At 61.4% G+C, this 19,508-nt stretch carries 14 protein-coding genes; 10 read left to right on the top strand and 4 right to left on the bottom strand.

Annotated features, from left to right (window positions below):
• Positions 1-12: 12 nt before the first annotated feature.
• Positions 13-1,455 carry an NCS1 family nucleobase:cation symporter-1 gene (locus LUB09_RS02610; protein WP_231421533.1) on the top strand — a complete coding sequence of 481 codons (1,443 nt, stop codon included), beginning with the start codon at positions 13-15 and terminating at the stop codon, positions 1,453-1,455.
• Positions 1,456-1,617: 162 nt separating this feature from the next.
• Positions 1,618-1,740 carry a PA1414 family protein gene (locus LUB09_RS23855; protein WP_015372621.1) on the top strand — a complete coding sequence of 41 codons (123 nt, stop codon included), beginning with the start codon at positions 1,618-1,620 and terminating at the stop codon, positions 1,738-1,740.
• Positions 1,741-1,795: 55 nt separating this feature from the next.
• Here LUB09_RS23855 and LUB09_RS02615 read toward each other — a convergent pair whose 3' ends face one another.
• Both LUB09_RS02615 and speB read right to left on the bottom strand, forming a co-directional pair.
• Complete coding sequence (locus LUB09_RS02615) at positions 1,796-3,178, bottom strand: sodium:solute symporter (protein WP_231421534.1); 1,383 nt, start codon at positions 3,176-3,178, stop codon at positions 1,796-1,798.
• A gap of 128 nt (positions 3,179-3,306) precedes the next feature.
• Positions 3,307-4,257: an agmatinase gene (gene speB, locus LUB09_RS02620; RefSeq protein ID WP_231421536.1), complete on the bottom strand. Its 951-nt coding sequence runs from the start codon at positions 4,255-4,257 to the stop codon at positions 3,307-3,309.
• 152 nt (positions 4,258-4,409) lie between these two features.
• Here speB and LUB09_RS02625 point away from each other — a divergent pair, with 152 nt between their 5' ends.
• The 8 genes from LUB09_RS02625 (at position 4,410) to LUB09_RS02660 (ending at position 18,149) form a co-directional block, all read left to right on the top strand.
• A complete protein-coding gene (locus LUB09_RS02625; protein ID WP_209983570.1) occupies positions 4,410-5,306 on the top strand; it encodes a LysR family transcriptional regulator in 897 nt (298 codons plus the stop codon).
• A gap of 3 nt (positions 5,307-5,309) precedes the next feature.
• Positions 5,310-5,906, top strand: a complete 597-nt coding sequence (locus tag LUB09_RS02630; protein WP_231421538.1) for a tRNA-uridine aminocarboxypropyltransferase — start codon at positions 5,310-5,312, stop codon at positions 5,904-5,906.
• 55 nt (positions 5,907-5,961) lie between these two features.
• Entirely contained in the window at positions 5,962-11,877 is a 5,916-nt protein-coding gene (locus LUB09_RS02635) for a dermonecrotic toxin domain-containing protein (RefSeq protein WP_231421540.1), read from the top strand.
• A gap of 107 nt (positions 11,878-11,984) precedes the next feature.
• Complete coding sequence (cysM, locus tag LUB09_RS02640) at positions 11,985-12,887, top strand: cysteine synthase CysM (protein ID WP_209983567.1); 903 nt, start codon at positions 11,985-11,987, stop codon at positions 12,885-12,887.
• Positions 12,887-14,239 carry a 23S rRNA (uracil(1939)-C(5))-methyltransferase RlmD gene (gene rlmD, locus LUB09_RS02645; RefSeq protein WP_231421546.1) on the top strand — a complete coding sequence of 451 codons (1,353 nt, stop codon included), beginning with the start codon at positions 12,887-12,889 and terminating at the stop codon, positions 14,237-14,239. Before cysM ends, rlmD begins: the two co-directional genes overlap by 1 nt.
• A 121-nt stretch (positions 14,240-14,360) precedes the next feature.
• Positions 14,361-16,604: a GTP diphosphokinase gene (gene relA, locus LUB09_RS02650; RefSeq protein ID WP_209983563.1), complete on the top strand. Its 2,244-nt coding sequence runs from the start codon at positions 14,361-14,363 to the stop codon at positions 16,602-16,604.
• Positions 16,605-16,744: 140 nt separating this feature from the next.
• Positions 16,745-17,578 (top strand): nucleoside triphosphate pyrophosphohydrolase, encoded by an 834-nt coding sequence (gene mazG / locus LUB09_RS02655; protein ID WP_231421552.1) that lies wholly within the window; start codon positions 16,745-16,747, stop codon positions 17,576-17,578.
• Positions 17,579-17,603: 25 nt separating this feature from the next.
• On the top strand, positions 17,604-18,149 hold the full coding sequence (locus LUB09_RS02660) for a DUF2058 domain-containing protein (RefSeq protein WP_014719402.1): 546 nt from the start codon (positions 17,604-17,606) through the stop codon (positions 18,147-18,149).
• Between the two features lie 98 nt (positions 18,150-18,247).
• On the opposite strand, the gene LUB09_RS02665 is transcribed toward LUB09_RS02660, so the two are convergent.
• On the bottom strand, positions 18,248-18,436 hold the full coding sequence (locus LUB09_RS02665) for a hypothetical protein (RefSeq protein WP_209983560.1): 189 nt from the start codon (positions 18,434-18,436) through the stop codon (positions 18,248-18,250).
• A 355-nt stretch (positions 18,437-18,791) separates the two neighbouring features.
• The gene (locus LUB09_RS02670) at positions 18,792-19,505 is read right to left on the bottom strand and encodes a DUF3108 domain-containing protein (protein WP_003238835.1); all 714 of its coding nucleotides are present in this window, start codon (positions 19,503-19,505) and stop codon (positions 18,792-18,794) included.
• Between the last annotated feature and the right edge of the window lie 3 nt (positions 19,506-19,508).

Genomic DNA, 19,508 nt, shown 5'->3' on the forward strand with positions numbered 1-19,508 from the left:
AGGAGCCAAGCGATGACCGAACAATTGCCCAAAGGCTACAGCCCACGCCTGTACAACCAGGACCTGGGCCCGCTGCCGCAGAAATGGACCTGGTACAACATCTTCGCCTTCTGGATGAGCGATGTGCACAGCGTCGGCGGCTACGTGTTCGCCGCCAGCCTGTTTGCGCTGGGCCTGGCCAGTTGGCAGGTGCTGATCGCGTTGCTGGCCGGCATTTGTATCGTGCAGTTGATCGCCAACCTCGTCGCCAGGCCGAGTCAGCAGGCTGCGGTGCCGTACCCGGTGATCTGCCGGCTGGCATTCGGCGTATTCGGGGCAAATATTCCCGCAGTGATTCGCGGCCTGATTGCGGTGGCGTGGTACGGCATTCAGACGTACCTGGCGTCCAGTGCCTTGATCATTGTGGTGCTGCGCTTTTTCCCACAGATGGCGGTATATGCAGAGCCGCACTTCGCGGGCCTGTCTTACCTGGGCTGGTTTGGTTTCCTGACGTTGTGGGTGTTGCAGGCGGCGGTGTTCTGGGCCGGGATGGAGTCGATCCGTCGTTTTATCGATTGGGCGGGGCCGGTGGTGTATGCGGTGATGTTCGCCCTGGCGGGCTGGATCGTGTGGAAAGCGGGCTGGAGCAACATCAGCTTTACCCTGGCCGAAAAGTCCCTGTCGGGCTGGCAGGCATTCGGTCAGGTGATCGTGGCGACTGCGCTGGTGGTGTCTTACTTCTCCGGGCCAACACTGAACTTTGGCGATTTCAGCCGTTACTGCCGCAGCATGCAGGATGTGCGGCGCGGCAACTTCTGGGGGCTGCCGGTAAACTTCCTGGCGTTCTCCCTGGTGACCGTGGTGATCGTCTCGGGGACTTTGCCGGTGTTTGGCGAAATGCTGCATGATCCGATCGCCACCGTCTCGCGCATCGACAATGACATGGCCGTACTGCTGGGCGCCTTTGCCTTTGTCACCGCGACCATCGGTATCAATATCGTCGCCAATTTCGTATCCCCGGCATTCGATTTCGCCAATGTCGCGCCGAGCAAAATCAGCTGGCGCGCCGGCGGAATGATCGCTGCAGTGGCGTCGATCTTCATCACGCCATGGAACCTGTTCAACAACCCGCTGATGATCCACTACACCCTGGATATCCTCGCGGCATTCATCGGACCGCTGTTCGGGATTCTGCTGGTGGACTTCTACCTGATCAAAAAACAGAAAATCGACGTGGATGCCCTGTTCGATGATAGCCCGAGCGGGCGCTATTACTTCGACGGCGGAGTGAACTGGACGGCGGTAAAAGCGCTGGTGCCAGCGACGCTGGTGGGGGTGGCGATCACCTTCACGCCGGCATTGCAGGGGATGGCCAACTTTGCCTGGTTCACCGGGTGCTTCCTGGGCGGGCTGTTTTTTCTGATACTGGCGCGCCGTGAGCAGGTAAGGGTTGGCGCCCCGATAGTTGCGGGCTAACCCTCAGCGTGTGATAGCTTGAACGAAGCGTCAGGATTCGGATCCATTCAGTAATAGTTAGTTGTGGTTTCGTTCAAGCATTACGTAGGACTTAGGGCTACTATCAGTGTAGGAAACGGCGACATATATCCGCCGACTCGCACACCCTCAAGGGGGGCAACCATGAAAGAGAAAATCCACAACTGGCTCCATGACCTCGGCGTGGCACTCGGTTTGATCGAGCCACCCCTGCAACCGGTGCCGATCCGCACCGATGACGAGCAGCGTCGTCCGCGTCGCCGCTAAGCATTAATGTGTGGGAGCGAGCAAGCCCGCTCCCACATTTACGTTGTGCTCGTGGTTAAACCACGCGAACCGCAGCCGCCTGCGGTTTACGCGACAACGCACTCATCCCCACAAAAGTCACCAAACCCACCCCCAGGCTGTAGTAGATCGGCGTGTTCGCATCCAGCCCATCTTTGAACATGAACACCAGTGCGGTCAAAAAGCCCAACGTCATGGAGGCAATGGCCGCCGATGTGGTCGAACGTTTCCAGAAAATCGCCCCCATCAGCGGGATCAGCATGCCGCCCACCAGCAGGTTATAGGCCAGGGTCAGCGCGCTGATCACATCGCTGACCATCAACGCGATAGCCAGCACTGCCGCCCCGGTCAGTAAGGTGAACAAACGGTTGATGCCCAGGCTCGACTGCCTGCCGCCGCGCAGGCGTGGCAGCAGGTCTTCGGTGAGGACGGTGGAGGCCGCGAGCAGGCTGGCGCTGGCGGTCGACATCATCGCCGCCAGCGCCGCAGCGATCACCAGGCCGCGAATGCCGTCCGGCAGCGACAGTTTGACGATGGCGGCAAATGCGTTGTTGACGTTATCCAGGTCGGGGATCAGCACATGCGCCGCCATGCCGATCAGGGCGCAGGCCAGGCCGTAGAGGATGCAGTAGAAGCCGGCGAATGTGCCGGCGTATTGGGCGACCTTCGCGTCACGCGCTGTGAACACTCGCTGCCAGATGTCCTGGCCGATCAGGATGCCGAAGAAGTAGATCATGAAGTAGGTGATGATCGTGTCCCAGCCGATTGCCGTGAAGCTGAAGCTCGAAGGGGGCAGGCGGTTCACCAGTTCATCCCAGCCACCGACGCGGTACAGGCAGATCGGCAGCAGGATGAACATCAGGCCGACGGTCTTGATCACGAACTGCACAATGTCGGTCAGCGTCAGCGACCACATGCCGCCGATGGTCGAGTACACCACCACCACACCACCGCCCAGCAACAATGAACTCCAGAAGGGCAGGCCGAACAAGACCTGCAGCACGGTGCAGATCCCCAGCACCGACGTCACGCCCAGCATCACCGCGTAGGCCAGCATGATCACCGCGCTGGCCTGCCGTGCCATGGGGTTGTAGCGCTTTTCCAGAACCTGGGTGACGGTGAATATCTTCAGCTTGAGCAGCGGCTTGGCCAGGAACAGGTTCAGCGCAATGATCCCCATGCCCAGCGCAGCGCACAGCCAGAAGCCGGAGATGCCGTGTACGTAACCCAGGCGCACGGTGCCGACGGTGGACGCGCCGCCCAGCACCGTGGCGGCCATGGTGCCCATGTACAGCGACGGGCCCAGGTTGCGCCCGGCCACCAGGTAATCTTCATGGGTCCTGGCACGGCGCATGCCGTAATAGCCGAGCACGAGCATGCCGGCGGCGTAGATGAGTACGACGAATAAATCCAAAGCCATGACGGCGGTTCTCCGATTATATTTTTTGTGGGCGAGCTGGCGGCAGACGGCTGCGCAAATACGCAAAGCAAGAATCAGGTGCCTCGAGGTCTACGGCCCCGTTGGCAGTCAGTGCACGAGTGCACTCATCAGCGGCGTGCCACGCCAGGCAGCACGCAGAGCATCTCGTACAGCAGGTTGGCGCCCAGCAACGAGGTGTTGCCGGTGGTGTCGTAGGGCGGTGAAACTTCTACCAAATCACAACCAATCAGGTCGAGGCCCTGGCAGCCGCGGATGATTTCGATCGCCTGGATGGTGGTCAGCCCGCCGATTTCCGGGGTGCCGGTGCCGGGCGCCCAGGCCGGGTCGATGCCGTCGATGTCGAAACTCAGGTACACCGGGCCGCCGCCGACTTTCTCGCGTACTTCGTCCATCAACGGCGCGAGTGAGTGGTGCCAGCATTCTTCGGCCTGCACTACGCGAAAGCCCTGCTTGCGGCTCCAGTTGAAGTCTTCGGCGGTATAGCCCTGGGCACGCAGGCCGATCTGCACCACGCGGTCGCAGTCGAGCAGGCCTTCCTCGACAGCGCGGCGGAAGGTGGTGCCGTGAGCGATTTTCTCGCCGAACATATGGTCGTTGACGTCGGCGTGGGCATCGATGTGCACCAGCCCGACCTTGCCGTATTTCTTGTGGATTGCCCGCAGGATCGGCAGCGTGATGGTGTGATCGCCGCCCAGGGTCAGGGGAATCACGCTGTGTTCGAGGATGTCATCGTAGGCTTGTTCGATGATGCGCACAGCGTCCAGCAGGTTGAAGGTATTGATCGCCACGTCGCCGATGTCCGCTACCGACAGCGAATCGAACGGTGCGGCGCCGGTGGCCATGTTGTAGGGGCGGATCATCACCGACTCGGCGCGGATTTCACGCGGCCCGAAGCGGGTGCCGGCGCGCAGCGAGGTGCCGATATCCAGCGGCACGCCGACAAAAGCGGCATCCAGACCTCTGGCCGTTGGCAGGTGCGGCAGGCGCATCATGGTGGCGATGCCGGCGAAGCGCGGCATTTCGTTGCCGCCCAGTGGTTGATGGAAAATCTTGTCCACGGGAGTGCCTCATCGTTTTAGTGTGTCAGGGGGCCGATTCTGCGAAAAGCCAGCGAGGGGAAGAATCGCCAGCGGCAAATACTTAGTTCAGATTTTTCTAAACTGATGCCGGCGGTTAAACTCGCTCGATTGTGTGTGCCTCTGGAGACTCCATGGCCAGCGCCTTGCCCGACCTGAAACTCCTGCGCATCTTCGTCAGCGTCGTGCGGCATCAGGGGTTTGCCACTGCCCAGCACGAACTCAACTTGTCCACCTCGGCCATTTCCACCTACATGAGCCAGCTGGAAGCGGCGTTGGGCCTGGTGCTGTGCCATCGTGGCCGGGGCGGGTTCAGCCTCACCAGCAAAGGCGAACTGTTTCATCAGGAAACCCTGCGCCTGCTTGGCGAACTGGAAGGCTTCGAGCAATACGCCGCCGCGCTGAAGGGTGAATTGCGGGGCACGCTCAGACTTGGCGTGCTCGACTCCACGGTCAGCGACAAGGCCCTGCCGTTCGCAGAAGTGATCGGCGCCTACAGCCTCGAACACCCTGCGGTGCACCTGCACTTGTCGGTAATGAGCCCCTATGAACTGCAGCTCGGCGTGCAGGACAATCGTCTTGACCTGGCCATTGGCGCTTTCTCCACCCGTATGAGCGGGCTGATCTACATGCCGCTGTACCGCGAGCAGCACTGGTTGTATTGCAGCACGCGTCATCCCCTGTTCAGCGAGCGGCGTATCCCCGAACAGCTGATCACCCAGCAGCGCATGGTCGGGCGCGGTTACTGGAGCCAGGCGGAGCTGGCGCGTCACGGCTTCAAGCACAGCGCCGCCACCGTGGAAAGCATGGAAGCGCAGCTGATCCTGGTGCTGTCCGGTGCCTATATCGGTTACCTGCCCGAACACTATGCCCAGGCGTGGGCCGACAAGGGTGACCTGCGCGTGCTGTTGCCCGCGACCTTCGGTTACCAGGCGCCGTTCTCGATGATCATACGCCGCGGTCGCAGCCGCGAGCCGCTGATCCAGACTTTCCGCGACCTGCTCAAGGCGCAGCTCAACCAGGCCCGATAAATCATGTCCAGACCCCAATGTTCCCGTTGCCTCAGGCCTGCCAGCCATTGCCTGTGCGCGCTGATCCCCAGTCTGGACAGCCGCACCCGCGTGTTGCTGTTGCAGCACCCGAGCGAGGTCAACCATGCGCTCAATACCGCGCGCCTCGCGGCATTGGGTCTGAATAACGCGCAGCTGCGTGTGGGCGAGGTGTTCGATGATCTGGCGACCTTGTTGAGCCCGCCCGGATATCAGGCACGCCTGTTGTTTCCGGGCGACGATGCCCAGCCGTTGCAGGCCTATGCGCCGAGCGATCAGCCGCTGTTGCTGGTGGTGCCCGATGGCACCTGGCGCAAGGCGCGCAAGCTGCTGCACCTCAACCCGTTGCTGGCGGCATTGCCACGGGTCACCCTGGCCGAGGGCGGCGTGTCGCGCTATCGGTTGCGCAAGGCGCCGGGGCCAGGGGCGTTGTCGACGGTGGAGGCGATTGTGCAGGCACTGCAGGTGCTGGAAGCACCGCAGTCGTTCGAGCCATTGCTCAAACCCTTCGAGGCACTGATCGAAGGGCAGATTGCAGCGATGGGTCCAGCGGTTTTCGAAAGAAACCACGGCGCTACATAGCTACCGGGCCTGGCGCCAATCACGGGATAGGCTGGGCTTTTCAGGAACACCCGAAATGCCCGAGCCCTCTCACCCCCCTGCGCCCACTGACCCGTTGGCCGAATTCATGGCTGAGCGCCGCGCGCCATTGATGACGCGTGCGCAATGGTCTGCCCTGCAAAACCTGGATGTTCTGCGAATCAGGTTCGACGCGTTTTTTGGCGGACTCAACGACCAGGAAAAGCACGACTATGTGCGCCTGCAACAAGCCTGTATTGATGCACAACGCAGCATGGAGACAAGCGTCAGGGACCTGACTCACGCATTTGAGCAGCAGGCCATGGCGTTGTTACGCGCCGAGTTGCAGGCCTTGACCGGACAGGATATCGATCCGGTCAACGCGCGCATTTATACCCGCTACCTGCCACCTGAACAGCGCGTGCGGCGTGCAGCCGAAGGCGTAGTCAAGGTCGCCAGCCTCAGCCTGTGGGACGCTGCCTGCCTCAATTATGACGGCCTGACCGGGTGGAGCTACCCTGGCCGTACCGGCCTGGCGGATGCCAGTTACCTGGATACCCACGTCATGGCCACGGCCGCTGAATTCATCGCGCTGGTGCGCAGGCTCAATCTGGGCGAGCAGTTGCGCCAACGACTCGACGATGCGCTGAAACCCACGGGCTCACTGGGTAGCAGTGTGACGGCGCTGGCGACGGCTGAGTTTGCTTTCGCGCTGATAGAAGCGCTGAGAACCACCGTCACCAGCGGCATTGACCGAGAAAAATATCAATGGATCCAGCGTGCGTTGAGCGGTAAGGCAAGCTGGGGATCGAAGGAGGAAATGCTGCTGTTTATCCCCCACGGTGTCGACAATGCGAGCTGGATACCTCAGCCCATAGGACTTACCGGGCACTACGTGGGTACGCCGCCAGGCGACCGGTTGAACATCCCCCACCTGGTGTTTTCGGTCGTTGGCTGCAAGGGCGCGTTCAGTTTTTTCCCCAGCCGGCCGGGGGGCGCCCTGCGTCATTTTCAGAGTCACCGCAGAGCTTGCGATCATTTCCGAGTGGTCTTTGATAGCGCCTTCCGACAGGGAAACGTCGATTGGCTGTACCCGATAATGTCGCTGCGCGACTGTGCGCGTCTGAAGCGAATCGCCAAGGTCACACCGGCGCCCACCGACTTTGAAGGGGCCACTTATTTGGTTTACCGGTTGGCTAAGGCCATCCCGCCAGTCGATACGGTCGGAAGGATCGGCTACGTCAGAAATACCGTAGAGAAAGTGCCGGTCGTAAGCCTCAGTGACTTCTACATCAAGCGGTGTCGAGCCAACCTGCAGGAAATGGCCCATCAAACGCCGGGCTTCATGACGACGCTGCTTGAGGTGTTCAAGACCCTGGCCCTCGAAATCCTCAATGTGCTCTTGATTCCCGTGCCGGGGGCCTTGAAAGGCCTGGGGCGGGTGCGCACCATTGCGATGTTCGTGGCGCTGGAGCAAGCGCTGGTCGAGGGCGGCAGTCAGGCGATACAAGGTGAGCCGGGCGACTTGCTCCAGGGCTTCGCGGACCTGGCTGATCTGCTTATCAGCGGTCGCTTGCACACGCCCCTGGCTAAAAGCGTGCAGCGTCGTCATCAGCGCCTGTATCGGCGATTGTCCGAAGCGCGTGGCGTCACTGAACATCGCGAGCCAACCGCCCCCAAGGTGCTGGAGGCCATGCTCGGTTCGGACGCGCCAGCCCGTGAGATGCAGGTGATCCTTGTGAGCAGTACCACCTCGCAGGAGACGCTGGAGCAGGTTTGGGCCGGAGCGCAACCCTCGGCTTCACTGGTCGACGCCGTTGAGCGGTTCCAGGCTGACCGGCTGATCGACTGGGTTGGCGAGGGAGTCGACCCCACGCGTACCGTGCCGGTTGAAGCCGTTGACGTGCTCGCTCCGTTGCTCACCCAGCTGCCAGCCTGGCCGGCGGACATCGCGCTGAGTGTTGCCAACCAGCAGGGCGTGGAAGTACGACGCTACAGCAAGGGCGGCTTCGTTCAGACGACCGCCGTGGTCAGCGTGACTGCACTGGAAAACCATCAGTTCGCCTACGGCACGCCGCAACAGTTCACTGCCCATTTGCCCAACGCCATCATCGAGTTGCTGCCTGAGCACTTTCCGGCGGGCGAACACGCGCTTGGTCAACAACTGGCCCTGCAAGCCAGGGCCCTGAAACCGGATCTGTTTGAAGCACTCACGCGGTTTGCCGAGTTCAGCCGCTCTGCGGCGAGCGGGGCCAGCGTGGCGGTACACGCCTTGCTGCCCGATCGCGTCACCCTGGACACGCCGGTTCCCGCCGTGATTACCCAATTGCGCGCGCTGCACCCCGACATTAGCTTGGCGCGTTTGCTCGAGGTATTGCGCGAGCATCCGCTTTCCGAGCATCAACAGGCCCAGTTGCTGGCGTCGCAATTGCAACCCGAGGCGCTTTACCTGGCGTTGCGCGCTGCCCGGGTGGTGGCTCGCCGGGAAAAGATCATCGATGGGTTGTTTCATGGGCGACGCTTCGACCGACAAACCTGCAACTGGGCCTTCGAGTTTGCCGATGCTGTGCTGCGCGACCTGACCGGCCAACGATTGGTGGTCAGCCCCGCAGGGCAAGCGGTTCCCTACGTGTCCAGGGGACCAGCGGATCGCAATGTGGTCGTCATTGATCAGTTGCGTGGGCGTTTTGCAGCGTACAACCATCATCAGTTACGCACCGGAGCGACATTGAGTGGAACTGACAGCTTTTATGAAGCGATCGTCAGTCAGCTTTCGGAAGGGGACAGGCTGCAGTTGGGGTTGAGTGCGCAAGGCATCGCCGATCTACGTCATCAGGTCGCCCATGCAATGCTGCGCAACCGTATGCCTGACGGATCGTTTTACCCCTGTCGAGGTGAAATTCAGCATTACGCGGTTACCACCGACACCACCGGTATTTCCCCCGAACCCGACGCATTGGGCCTTTACCGACGGGGAACGGATCACTACCTGTTCATCGAAGGTGAGTATTTCAAGGTCTTCAACGATGAGGTGCTCGGAGCCTGGCGCGTTCAGCATCCGTCCTTGAATGACGCGTATTCCCCTGTATTGACCCACAATGGCAACGGTGCCTGGCGCCATGAAGGGGAAAACCCTCTGACCTGGGACGGGCAACAACCTTTTTATCGTCTGGGGCCGTTGGCGCGCGCGCTGTCGCCGGATGCCATTGAGCAGATCCAGCAGATCAGCGCAGTGACGTCGGACATGCTGCGCAGAGTGCATGTGCGCAACGAACGCCCGCCAGCGGTTCTGGTGGACACCGTCGAGCGTTACACGCTGCAGCAGCGGGTGATCACCGGTATGGAAACGGGCCGGGATTTTTTTGATCAAGTACTGGGCGAGGTCGGGCCTGATCTGGCCGATGAGCTGGTTGGGCGTTCAGGTGTCGCGCGGGCCGAGCAGGTTGCGTTGCTTGAAACCCGGGTGAGGATCGACAAGGCGCAGATGGAACGGCATTTCTACAAGGCACTGCGTCAGAAAAAAGCGCTGCCGTCGAAAAACCCCCATGCTCGCGTGCTGCAGCGGTATTTTCCCGGGTTGCCGGCTTGGGCTGCCAGCGATCTGGTCTACGCTATCACCCCGGCGCAGCAGCGAAGCCTGGAGGCGGGCCATCTTCCATTGAGCCTTACACCGGATATTCGCCGGACGTTGGAGTACTCGCGCAGAATCCGGGCCGTGGAAGGCTTGTATAGCAGGTTGGCGGCGAATGAGGACAGCACGAGGCTGATTATGCGTGCGCTGCCGGACCTTCGGGGTTGGCCTGCCCACCTGCGCGTCGAGGTGTGGGAGAGAGGCCGTCTGATTGACAGCATCGGCCCTGAGGGCGCCGCACTCAGGCGGATGCTTGAACCGGTTTCTCACCACTACCAGGCGTACACACCCCTGGACAACGGTGAGCGCAAAGCGGTGGGAAGCCCTGGACCGTTCCTGACGGTTTTATTGACAGCGTTGCCGAAGGCGGAACGCGAGGCGTTGGGCTACACCCACGCATCCGGGCCCGAGGAGCTTTTACGCTCGATTGCTGAACGCGAGCGGCACACGTTGGAGAGCGCTGATACGGTGCTCGACATCGACCGTCGGCCACGCTTCAACCCGCCACGGCGCCTGGCTGATGGGCGCATCGGTTACCCGCTCAGCGGCCGTGAAGGACTTGGCCCGATGGTCCGTGAGCAAGTCGGTCGGTTGCGCGCGTTATACCCCTCCAAGAGCGACGATGAGATGGTGGCGTTGCTGCGCGAGGCGGGTGATTCGACGGATGAGCGTACTGTAATGATCGACTATCTGGTGCGCGAACGAAACGCGCTGGACGTGGGCCTGCAGCAGTGGCGCGACGCCGCTTCGGCTGGGGCGAACGATGCTGTATCAGTCCGCTCGCGGGCCCTGGCGGTGGCCCGGATTCAGCGTTGCTGGGCCAAGGAGGGCCTGACGCCTGGCATTATCGAAGAGCTCAACCTGGATGATCTGGAACTCACAAGCCTGCCGACACTGAGCGCCCATTTCGGCCACGTGACAGTGCTGAACGTCAATGGCAATTATCTGACCGAGTTACCTGATCGGTTTCTGCGAAGCTTCCCCGGGCTTCGAGTGATCTCCTTCAAAGGTAACCGCCTCAGTCATCTACCGGATTTGGACGGGATGGCTCACCTGGCGGTGCTCAACCTTTCCAATAACCTGCTCGGGTTCAACCTGCAGGACACCTATCGACTGGCTGCGCTGACCGGTTTGAGGAACCTTGATTTATCGGTCAATCCACTGGGCCAGGGGCGGCGGCTGTCACTCTATGCGCTGACGCACTTGCGTGAGCTTAACCTGCGCAATTGCGGCCTGGACCGCTTGCCGCTGGGGGCCGTGACCCTAAAGGCACTGCGCAGTTTTGACCTGCGCAACAATGCGATCAGGGAATTGGCCGAGACGGACTTGTTTATCTACCCTGACGTTCATCGGGCGATGAACCTGCGGGGTAACCCGCTTTCGCCCGAAGCACGGCAGCTATTGCGCCGAATCGGTGAGCGGCAGGGGCAGCCGGACATTGATTTCGGGCTTTGGGCGCCTTCCGCCTCTTTCGATCAGCGCGCCGATCGTTGGTTGGCGTTGCTGCCGGCTGGCGAAGTCCAGGCGCGGCAACTGGACTGGGCGGCGTTGCAGGCACAGCCCATGGCGGACTATTTTTTCGAGCTGTTGGGGAATATCGCTGATTATCCGCTGTTCGCTGATGTGGGCCATCGCACCCTGCGCGAAACGATCACGCGGCGGGTGTGGCAGTTGGTCGACGAGGCTTTGTCTCACGGGGGAGGGGAGCAGATTTATTCCGTGCGGCCCTATGGTTACATGAGCGGAGGAATCGACGGTTGCCTGTTGAGCCTGCATGAGCTGGAATTGCTCAGGCTACCGTATCGAATGCTCGCCACGGACGTACAAAACGCCGGTCCGGCGTTTGTGCATTATTACCGGGCGCTGCGTCGGTTGGACTCCATCAGCCAGCACGTCAGTCGCCATTTTCCGGGCCAGACACGCTGGCAGGCATTTACGCGAATCCACAGTTATCGCATCGCTCTGGCGGCGAGTCTTGATCTGCCGCTGGTGCTTGCTTCACGCTTCAACGTGCCCTTGGCACAACCCGACAACCTCTCCGTAGACACGCTGCGCGCCAGCATCTTGCGTGAAGAAGTGGGCATGAACTGGCCTCTGCACCTGCGCAGCAGGGAGCATTGGGTGGAGTTTCTGAAGCGCAAATACCGCAGCCGTGTTGCCACGACACTGCGCGGCTATGATCGACTGATGGAGATCGCCAGCAACAAGGTTGCAGACGCTGTAATGACGGAGGGCGAATACTTGCGCTATGTCCAAACCCTGCAGGCAGCCAGGGCAACGGCCGAAAACGCTCTGGTGGCGGAGTTGACCGATCGCGAGTGGACGGACTTTGTCATTGGCTGATCTGATGCTTATATCTTTGAGGCATAAGTACCGCACTTTGCGTGATATGGCGCGCCGACCTTTCCCGGTATGATGTTCGCCCCCGCAGTCTGGATTGCGAATACGCCATGACCTTGCAGTACCCTACAATCGCCGACTGCGTCGGCAATACGCCTCTGGTTCGCTTGCAACGCATGGCGGGTGAAACCAGCAATACCCTGTTGCTCAAGCTCGAAGGGAACAACCCCGCCGGCTCGGTCAAGGACCGCCCGGCGCTGTCGATGATCACCCGTGCCGAGCTGCGCGGGCAGATCAAGCCCGGCGACACCCTGATCGAAGCGACCTCGGGCAACACCGGGATCGCCCTGGCCATGGCTGCGGCGATCAAGGGCTACAGGATGATCCTGATCATGCCCGACAACTCCAGCGCCGAGCGCAAGGCTGCGATGACGGCCTACGGTGCCGAGCTGATTCTGGTGACCCAGGAGCAGGGCATGGAAGGCGCCCGTGACCTGGCCGATCGCATGGCGTCCGAAGGCCGTGGCCAAGTGCTGGACCAGTTCGCCAACGGCGACAATCCCGAGGCGCACTACGCTACCACCGGCCCGGAAATCTGGCGCCAGACTGGCGGCACCATCACCCATTTCGTCAGTTCCATGGGTACCACCGGCACCATCATGGGCAACTCGCGCTACCTCAAGGAGCAGAACCCGGCGATCCAGATCGTCGGCCTGCAACCGATGGAAGGCGCGGCGATCCCGGGTATCCGTCGCTGGCCGCAAGAGTACCTGCCCAAAATTTACAACGCGACGCGGGTGGACCGCATCATCGACATGGCCCAGCGTGAAGCCGAAGACACTACCCGCCGCCTGGCCCGTGAAGAAGGCATCTTCTGCGGCGTGTCGTCCGGCGGTTCGGTGGCCGGCATGTTGCGCTTGTCCAGGGAAGTTGAAAACGCGGTGATCGTCGCGATCATCTGTGACCGAGGCGACCGCTACCTGTCGACCGGCATCTTCGACGAACCCAACTGATGGCCAAACATGAGAGAGGCCTGCGCTTCCAACCGACGGGCGGCAGCCGGGCGCCACAGATTCCCGTGGGCAAAAAGCAACGCCTGACCATCGAGCGCCTGGCCAACGATGGCCGGGGCATCGTGTTCTTTGAAGGCCGCACCTGGTTCGTCAACGGTGCACTGGCTGGCGAGGACGTGGAGGCACGGGTGCTGGGCGCTCACGGCAAGGTGGTCGAGGCGCGTACTGAACGTGTGTTCACCGCCAGCGAACTGCGTCGCCCGGCACCCTGCGCGCACTTCGGTCGCTGCGGCGGTTGCAGCGTGCAGCACTTGCCCCACGACGAACAGCTTGCCCTGAAGCAGCGCATGCTTGCCGAGCAACTGTCCCGCGTGGCAGGTGTTGAACCGCAGGCGTGGGCAGCGCCCTTGAGTGGGCCGGAGTTCGGCTATCGACGGCGCGCGCGGGTTGCGGTGCGCTGGGATAGCAAGGCGAAAAAGCTCGAGGTGGGTTTTCGCGCCGTGGCCAGCCAGGACATTGTCGGCATTGATGAATGCCCGGTGCTGGTACAGGCCTTGCAACCGATCATGCAGCGTCTGCCGAACATGCTGCGCCGCTTGAGCAAGCCTCAGGCGCTGGGGCATGTGGAGTTGTTCAGCGGGTCATCGATTGCCGTGTTGCTGCGGCATATGGCGCCGCTGTCCGAGGCGGACCTGCTGGTGCTCAAGGAGTTTTGCGCGTTTCATGACGCCCAGCTGTGGCTGCAGGGCGAGGGCAAGCCGGAACCTGTAGAGCCTGATCAACCCCTGGGGTTTCGCCTGGAGGCGTGGGACCTGGAGCTGGCCTACCGGCCGGGAGACTTCGTTCAGGTCAATGCCGCGGTCAACGAGGCGATGGTCGCCCAGGCGTTGCAATGGCTGGCGCCGCAGGCCGATGAGCGGGTGCTGGACCTGTTTTGCGGCCTGGGCAATTTTGCCCTGCCGCTGGCCGGGCAGGTGCGTGAAGTGGTCGCCGTGGAAGGCGTGCAGACCATGGTGGACCGCGCCGCACTCAACGCTGTCAGCAACAATTTGCATAATGCGCAGTTTTTTCAGGCCGATTTATCCCAGCCGTTGACTGACGCAGAGTGGGCCAAACAGGGCTTTTCTGCGGTACTCTTGGACCCACCCCGTGACGGTGCCCAGGAGGTTGTGCGCAAACTCGCCAGCCTGGGTGCCAGGCGCGTGGTGTATGTGTCCTGCAACCCGGCCACGCTGGCGCGGGACACGGTTGAGTTGGTCAGGCAGGGCTACCGGCTAAAACGTGCCGGGATCCTCGACATGTTTCCGCAGACGGCACATGTCGAGGCCATGGCGTTATTTGAAGCGGGCTAGGATGCCCGTTTAATCCGACCGGCCTGCGTTCTCCAGGGCCCATGAACTGCCACGGAGTTCGCAGTCAAGGTCGGCGATGATTCCGGCGCATCCAAGGTGCGTCGTAGGGAAGGTAAGAAAGATGGTACAGGTGAGAGCACACCAGCCGATCAACACCGACGGCAGTATCAATCTGGAGGCATGGCTCGACCATGCCATCAGTGTCGATCCGGCACTGGACCGTGAGGCCTTGAAAGCGGCCTGCGAGTTCGCTCGTGAGTCCGAGCAGCAGGACAATGCGGCCAAGAACCTGTGGGCCGAAGGCACCTCAAGCTTTCGTACCGGGTTGGAAATCGCCGAGATCCTTGCCGATCTCAAGCTCGACCAGGATTCGCTGATCGCCGCCGTGCTCTATCGCGGCGTGCGCGAAGGGCACATTGAGCTGGCCACCGTCGGCCAGCGCTTTGGCTCGGTGGTGGCCAAGCTGATCGACGGCGTGCTGCGCATGGCGGCCATCAGTGCCAGCCTCAGCCCGCGCCAGTCCATGGTGCTGGGCACCCAGGGCCAGGTGGAAAACCTGCGCAAGATGCTGGTGGCGATGGTCGACGACGTACGCGTCGCCCTGATCAAGCTGGCCGAGCGCACCTGCGCGATTCGCGCGGTGAAGACCGCCGACGACGAAAAGCGCAACCGCGTCGCCCGCGAAGTCTTCGACATTTATGCGCCGCTGGCGCACCGCCTGGGCATCGGCCATATCAAGTGGGAGCTGGAGGACTTGTCCTTTCGCTACCTTGAACCCGATCAGTACAAACAGATCGCCACGCTGCTGCACGAGCGGCGCCTGGACCGCGAGCGCTTTATCAGCGACGTGATGGGCCAGTTGCGCACCGAGCTGCAGGCCACCGGCGTCGATGCCGACATCAGCGGCCGCGCCAAACATATCTATTCGATCTGGCGCAAAATGCAGCGCAAGGGCCTGGCCTTCAGCCAGATCTATGATGTGCGGGCGGTGCGCGTGCTGGTGCCGGAAATGCGCGACTGCTACACCGCGCTGGGTATCGTCCACACGCTGTGGCGGCACATCCCCAAGGAATTCGACGACTACATCGCCAACCCCAAGGAAAACGGCTATCGCTCGCTGCACACGGCGGTGATCGGTCCCGAGGGCAAGGTGCTCGAAGTGCAGATCCGCACCCATGCCATGCACGAAGAGGCGGAACTGGGCGTGTGCGCGCACTGGCGCTACAAGGGCACCGACGTCAAGGCCGGGTCCAACCAGTACGAAGAGAAGATTTCCTGGTTGCGCCAGGTGCTCGAATGGCACGAAGAACTCGGCGATATCGGCGGCCTGGCTGAACAGCTGCGCGTGGATATCGAGCCTGACCGCGTTTATATCTTCACCCCGGACGGGCATGCCATCGACTTGCCCAAGGGCGCCACGCCGCTGGATTTTGCCTACCGCGTGCACACCGAGATCGGCCACAACTGCCGGGGCGCCAAGATCAACGGGCGCATCGTGCCGCTCAACTACAGCCTGCAGACCGGTGAGCAGGTCGAGATCATCACCAGCAAGCACGGTACGCCGAGCCGCGACTGGCTGAACCCGAACCTGGGTTACATCACCACCTCACGCGCGCGGGCGAAGATCGTCCACTGGTTCAAACTGCAGGCGCGCGATCAGAACGTCGCCGCCGGCAAGACCTTGCTCGAACGCGAACTGGCGCGTCTGGGCCTGCCCCAGGTGGACTTCGACAAGCTGGCCGAAAAGGCCAACATGAAGATCGCCGAAGACATGTTCGCCGCCCTCGGCGCCGGCGACCTGCGCCTGGCGCAACTGGTCAACCTGGCGCAGCAGTTGGTGGAGCCGGAGCGCGGCAACGAACAGCTGGAACTGATCCCGCGCAAGGCCACCGGCTACAAGCCCGGCAAGCGCGGCGATATCCAGATCCAGGGTGTGGGCAACCTGATGACGCAAATCGCCGGTTGCTGCCAGCCGCTGCCGGGCGATGCGATTGTCGGCTATATCACCCAGGGCCGTGGCGTGAGCATTCACCGTCAGGATTGCGCCTCGGTGCTGCAACTGGGCGGGCGTGAGCCGGAGCGGATCATCCAGGTCAGCTGGGGCCCGGTGCCGGTGCTCACTTATCCGGTGGACATCATCATTCGTGCCTACGACCGTTCCGGTCTGCTGCGCGACGTGTCGCAAGTGCTGCTCAATGAGCGCATCAACGTGCTGGCGGTCAACACCCGCTCGAACAAGGAGGACAACACCGCGTTGATGTCCCTGACCATCGAGATTCCGGGGTTGGACGCATTGGGGCGTTTGCTGGGGCGGATTTCCCAGTTGCCGAACATCATCGAAACCCGGCGCAACCGCACGCCATAAGCAACTGAATGGACGCGGACCAAACCTGTGGGAAGGGGGCTTGCTCCCGATAGCGGTGGGCCAGAAAATCCATCTGGCAATGACCCAGCGTCATCGGGAGCAAGCCCCTCCCACATGTGATCTTCAGCGGAAAGAGACCGATGTATTCACTTGAAGACCTGCTGCACCTGATGAACCGCCTGCGCGACCCGCAATACGGCTGCCCGTGGGACATCAAGCAAACCTATGCCACGATCGTGCCGCACACCCTGGAGGAGGCTTACGAAGTGGCCGACGCCATCGAGCGCGGCGACTTCGATCACCTGCAGGGTGAACTGGGCGACCTGTTGTTCCAGGTGGTGTATTACAGCCAGCTGGCACGCGAAGACGGGCGTTTCGAATTTGCCGGTGTGGTCGACAGCATCACCCGCAAGCTGATCCGTCGCCATCCCCACGTGTTCCCCACCGGGGATCTCTATGCGCCGCTGGACGTGCCGCAACTGAGCGAAGACGAGGTCAAGGCGCGCTGGGAGCAGATCAAGGCTGAGGAGCGTGCAGAGAAGTCCGGCGCGCCGCAGCAGCTGTCCCTGCTCGATGATGTGCCCACGGCGCTGCCGTCACTGTCCCGTGCGGCCAAATTGCAAAAGCGCGCCAGCCAGGTCGGTTTCGACTGGCCGTCCGCCTTGCCGGTGGTGGACAACGTGCGCGAAGAGCTCGATGAAGTGCTCGAAGCCATGGCCGCCAACGACCCGGCTGCGATCGCCGATGAGGTCGGTGACCTGCTGTTTGCCGCAGTCAACCTGGCCCGTCACCTCAAGGTCGACCCGGAAACCGCCCTGCGCGGGGCCAATGCCAAGTTCGAACGACGTTTCCGATTTATCGAACAGGCATTGCGCGATACGCATCAACCCATAGAAGATTGCACCCTCGAAACCTTGGACGCCCTGTGGGGCGAAGCCAAGCGTCAGGAAAAGAATGTGTCCAGCTGCGGTTGAGCAGTTGCCTAAGTGAGTAAGCACCATGAGCCTTTCCCTTCGCGACCAGTTGCTCAAAGCAGGTCTGGTCAACCAAAAGCAGGCCAAGCAGGTCGGCAAAGAGAAACAGAAGCAGCAGCGCCTGGTCCACAAGGGCCAGGCCGAGGTGGATGACACCCAGGCCCGTCTGGCGGCCGAGGCGCATGCCGAGAAGGTCAAGCGTGATCAGGAACTGAACCGGCAGCAGCAGGAAAAAGCCGAGGCCAAGGCCCGCACGGCGCAGGTCAAGCAACTGATCGAGACCTCGCGCCTGCCCAAGCTGACCACCGAGGACTACTACAACTTCGTGGACGACAAGAAGGTCAAGCGCCTGTCGGTCAACACGTTGATGCGCAACAAGCTGAGCAACGGCTCCCTGGCCATCGTGCACCACGGCGGTGGCTACGAGGTGATCCCACGCGAAGCGGCGCTGAAGATCCAGGAGCGCGCGCCGGAGCGTATCGTGCAGCTCAATATCCTCACCGAAAGCCAGGTGCCGGACGAGGATGATCCGTACGCCGCCTACCAGATCCCGGACGATCTGATGTGGTAAGGCTGTAGACACGAAAAACCCCGCTCACAAGGCGGGGTTTTTCTTTGCAGGCACGCCAGCTGCTGTGTGGGGCCGGGTGCCTGCGAGATTTCAGTGTTTCAGGAACTCTGTGCCTGGCGTTTCAGTTCAAGCGTTTCCAGCTCGTTCTTATAGTTATGAGCGTCGCTTTCATTGTGAAACATGCCGACCAACAGGTCTTGTTGATGGACATCCCAGATATGAATCCCGTGGCCCAGAGCTTCATGGGACATATGTTCGTCGTCGCGTTCAGTCACTTTTACAGTCATCTGCTTGCTCCAATCTCGGGTGGATCTGCGGCAAGTCGTCGCAGGCCTTTGTTATATGTTTTGTTAGCTTGCTAAGTAAATAGTCTTTGCGCGCAACAATTTATTGCACGACACGCAACAGTGCTGCAGGCCGCGTAATCCGTGGTGCTTGGTCGTAGGCGAAGGGGTTTTATGACAAAAGTTTCATTTTGCGTTGGCCCTGTCATGGCCATCGGGAGCAAGCCCCCTCCCACATGTGGAATGCATTCCACGTGTGGGAGGGGGCTTGCTCCCGATAGCGATATAAGCTTCAGCACCCAAATACCAGGCAAAAAAAAGCCCCGCATTCAGCGAGGCTCTTTGTTCAATCTGCCGATCAGCTGCCTTTGATGGCCTGGCCATCAACAGTGCCATCCTGCAGCATGATGTTGTATTCCTTGCCGTCCGTCTCAACCTGACGCAACGCCACCAGCACGCCGCCCAGATCCTTGGCGAACCACATCTGGGTGATGCGCTTGCTCTGCGACGGGTCACGCACGCGCTCGACCTTGATCGCGTCGATGGCGCCTACCTTGGTCTGGACCTTTTCCGGGCCAATCACGCGGAAGTCATAAGTGTCGACGTCCGTGCCTTCGACGACGCGGTAGCTCATGCTTTTCTTGCCGGCGGCCACGTCACGTTGAAGGGCCAACTGGTAAGTCGACTTGTCGAGCATGCCGCTTTCCAGGGTGACGTTCACCGGGTCCTTGTTTTCAAAGCCGGTGACTTTCTTGGCGCTCTGGTCGAAGTCCAGGTTGACCTTCTTCGATTTGCCCAGGCCGCCACGTTCGAAGCTGTAGCTGACCGGCTGCAGGGCGTCCTTGTCGAAACGGATCACGCTGGTTTCGGTGAGGCTGGCGATCATCATGGAAGCCTTGAAGTTCAAGGTCCAGGAGCCGTTGTCATTCTTGGTCAGGCTGCGTTCGGCCGAACCGCTCATGGGCAACTGTTTCCAGTCGGCGGTGTAGCTGGCGGAGAAAGGGTGAAGGTCTGCTGCCTGCACGGCAGGCAAGGCGAACAGCGCAAAAGCGAAGAGCAGGGCGCGACGCATAAA

This window comes from Pseudomonas sp. Leaf59, assembly GCF_920984685.1.
Taxonomy (GTDB): Bacteria; Pseudomonadota; Gammaproteobacteria; order Pseudomonadales; family Pseudomonadaceae; genus Aquipseudomonas.

Bases quoted from the DNA above. Each gene is read 5' to 3' on its own strand.
- LUB09_RS23855 (WP_015372621.1), top strand. From the start codon at position 1,618: ATGAAAGAGAAAATCCACAACTGGCTCCATGACCTCGGCGTGGCACTC.
- LUB09_RS02630 (WP_231421538.1), top strand. From the start codon at position 5,310: ATGTCCAGACCCCAATGTTCCCGTTGCCTCAGGCCTGCCAGCCATTGC.
- mazG (WP_231421552.1), top strand. From the start codon at position 16,745: ATGTATTCACTTGAAGACCTGCTGCACCTGATGAACCGCCTGCGCGAC.
- LUB09_RS02665 (WP_209983560.1), bottom strand. From the start codon at position 18,436: ATGACTGTAAAAGTGACTGAACGCGACGACGAACATATGTCCCATGAA.
- LUB09_RS02610 (WP_231421533.1), top strand. From the start codon at position 13: ATGACCGAACAATTGCCCAAAGGCTACAGCCCACGCCTGTACAACCAG.
- relA (WP_209983563.1), top strand. From the start codon at position 14,361: ATGGTACAGGTGAGAGCACACCAGCCGATCAACACCGACGGCAGTATC.
- LUB09_RS02615 (WP_231421534.1), bottom strand. From the start codon at position 3,178: ATGGCTTTGGATTTATTCGTCGTACTCATCTACGCCGCCGGCATGCTC.
- LUB09_RS02660 (WP_014719402.1), top strand. From the start codon at position 17,604: ATGAGCCTTTCCCTTCGCGACCAGTTGCTCAAAGCAGGTCTGGTCAAC.
- LUB09_RS02635 (WP_231421540.1), top strand. From the start codon at position 5,962: ATGCCCGAGCCCTCTCACCCCCCTGCGCCCACTGACCCGTTGGCCGAA.
- LUB09_RS02625 (WP_209983570.1), top strand. From the start codon at position 4,410: ATGGCCAGCGCCTTGCCCGACCTGAAACTCCTGCGCATCTTCGTCAGC.
- rlmD (WP_231421546.1), top strand. From the start codon at position 12,887: ATGGCCAAACATGAGAGAGGCCTGCGCTTCCAACCGACGGGCGGCAGC.
- LUB09_RS02670 (WP_003238835.1), bottom strand. From the start codon at position 19,505: ATGCGTCGCGCCCTGCTCTTCGCTTTTGCGCTGTTCGCCTTGCCTGCC.
- cysM (WP_209983567.1), top strand. From the start codon at position 11,985: ATGACCTTGCAGTACCCTACAATCGCCGACTGCGTCGGCAATACGCCT.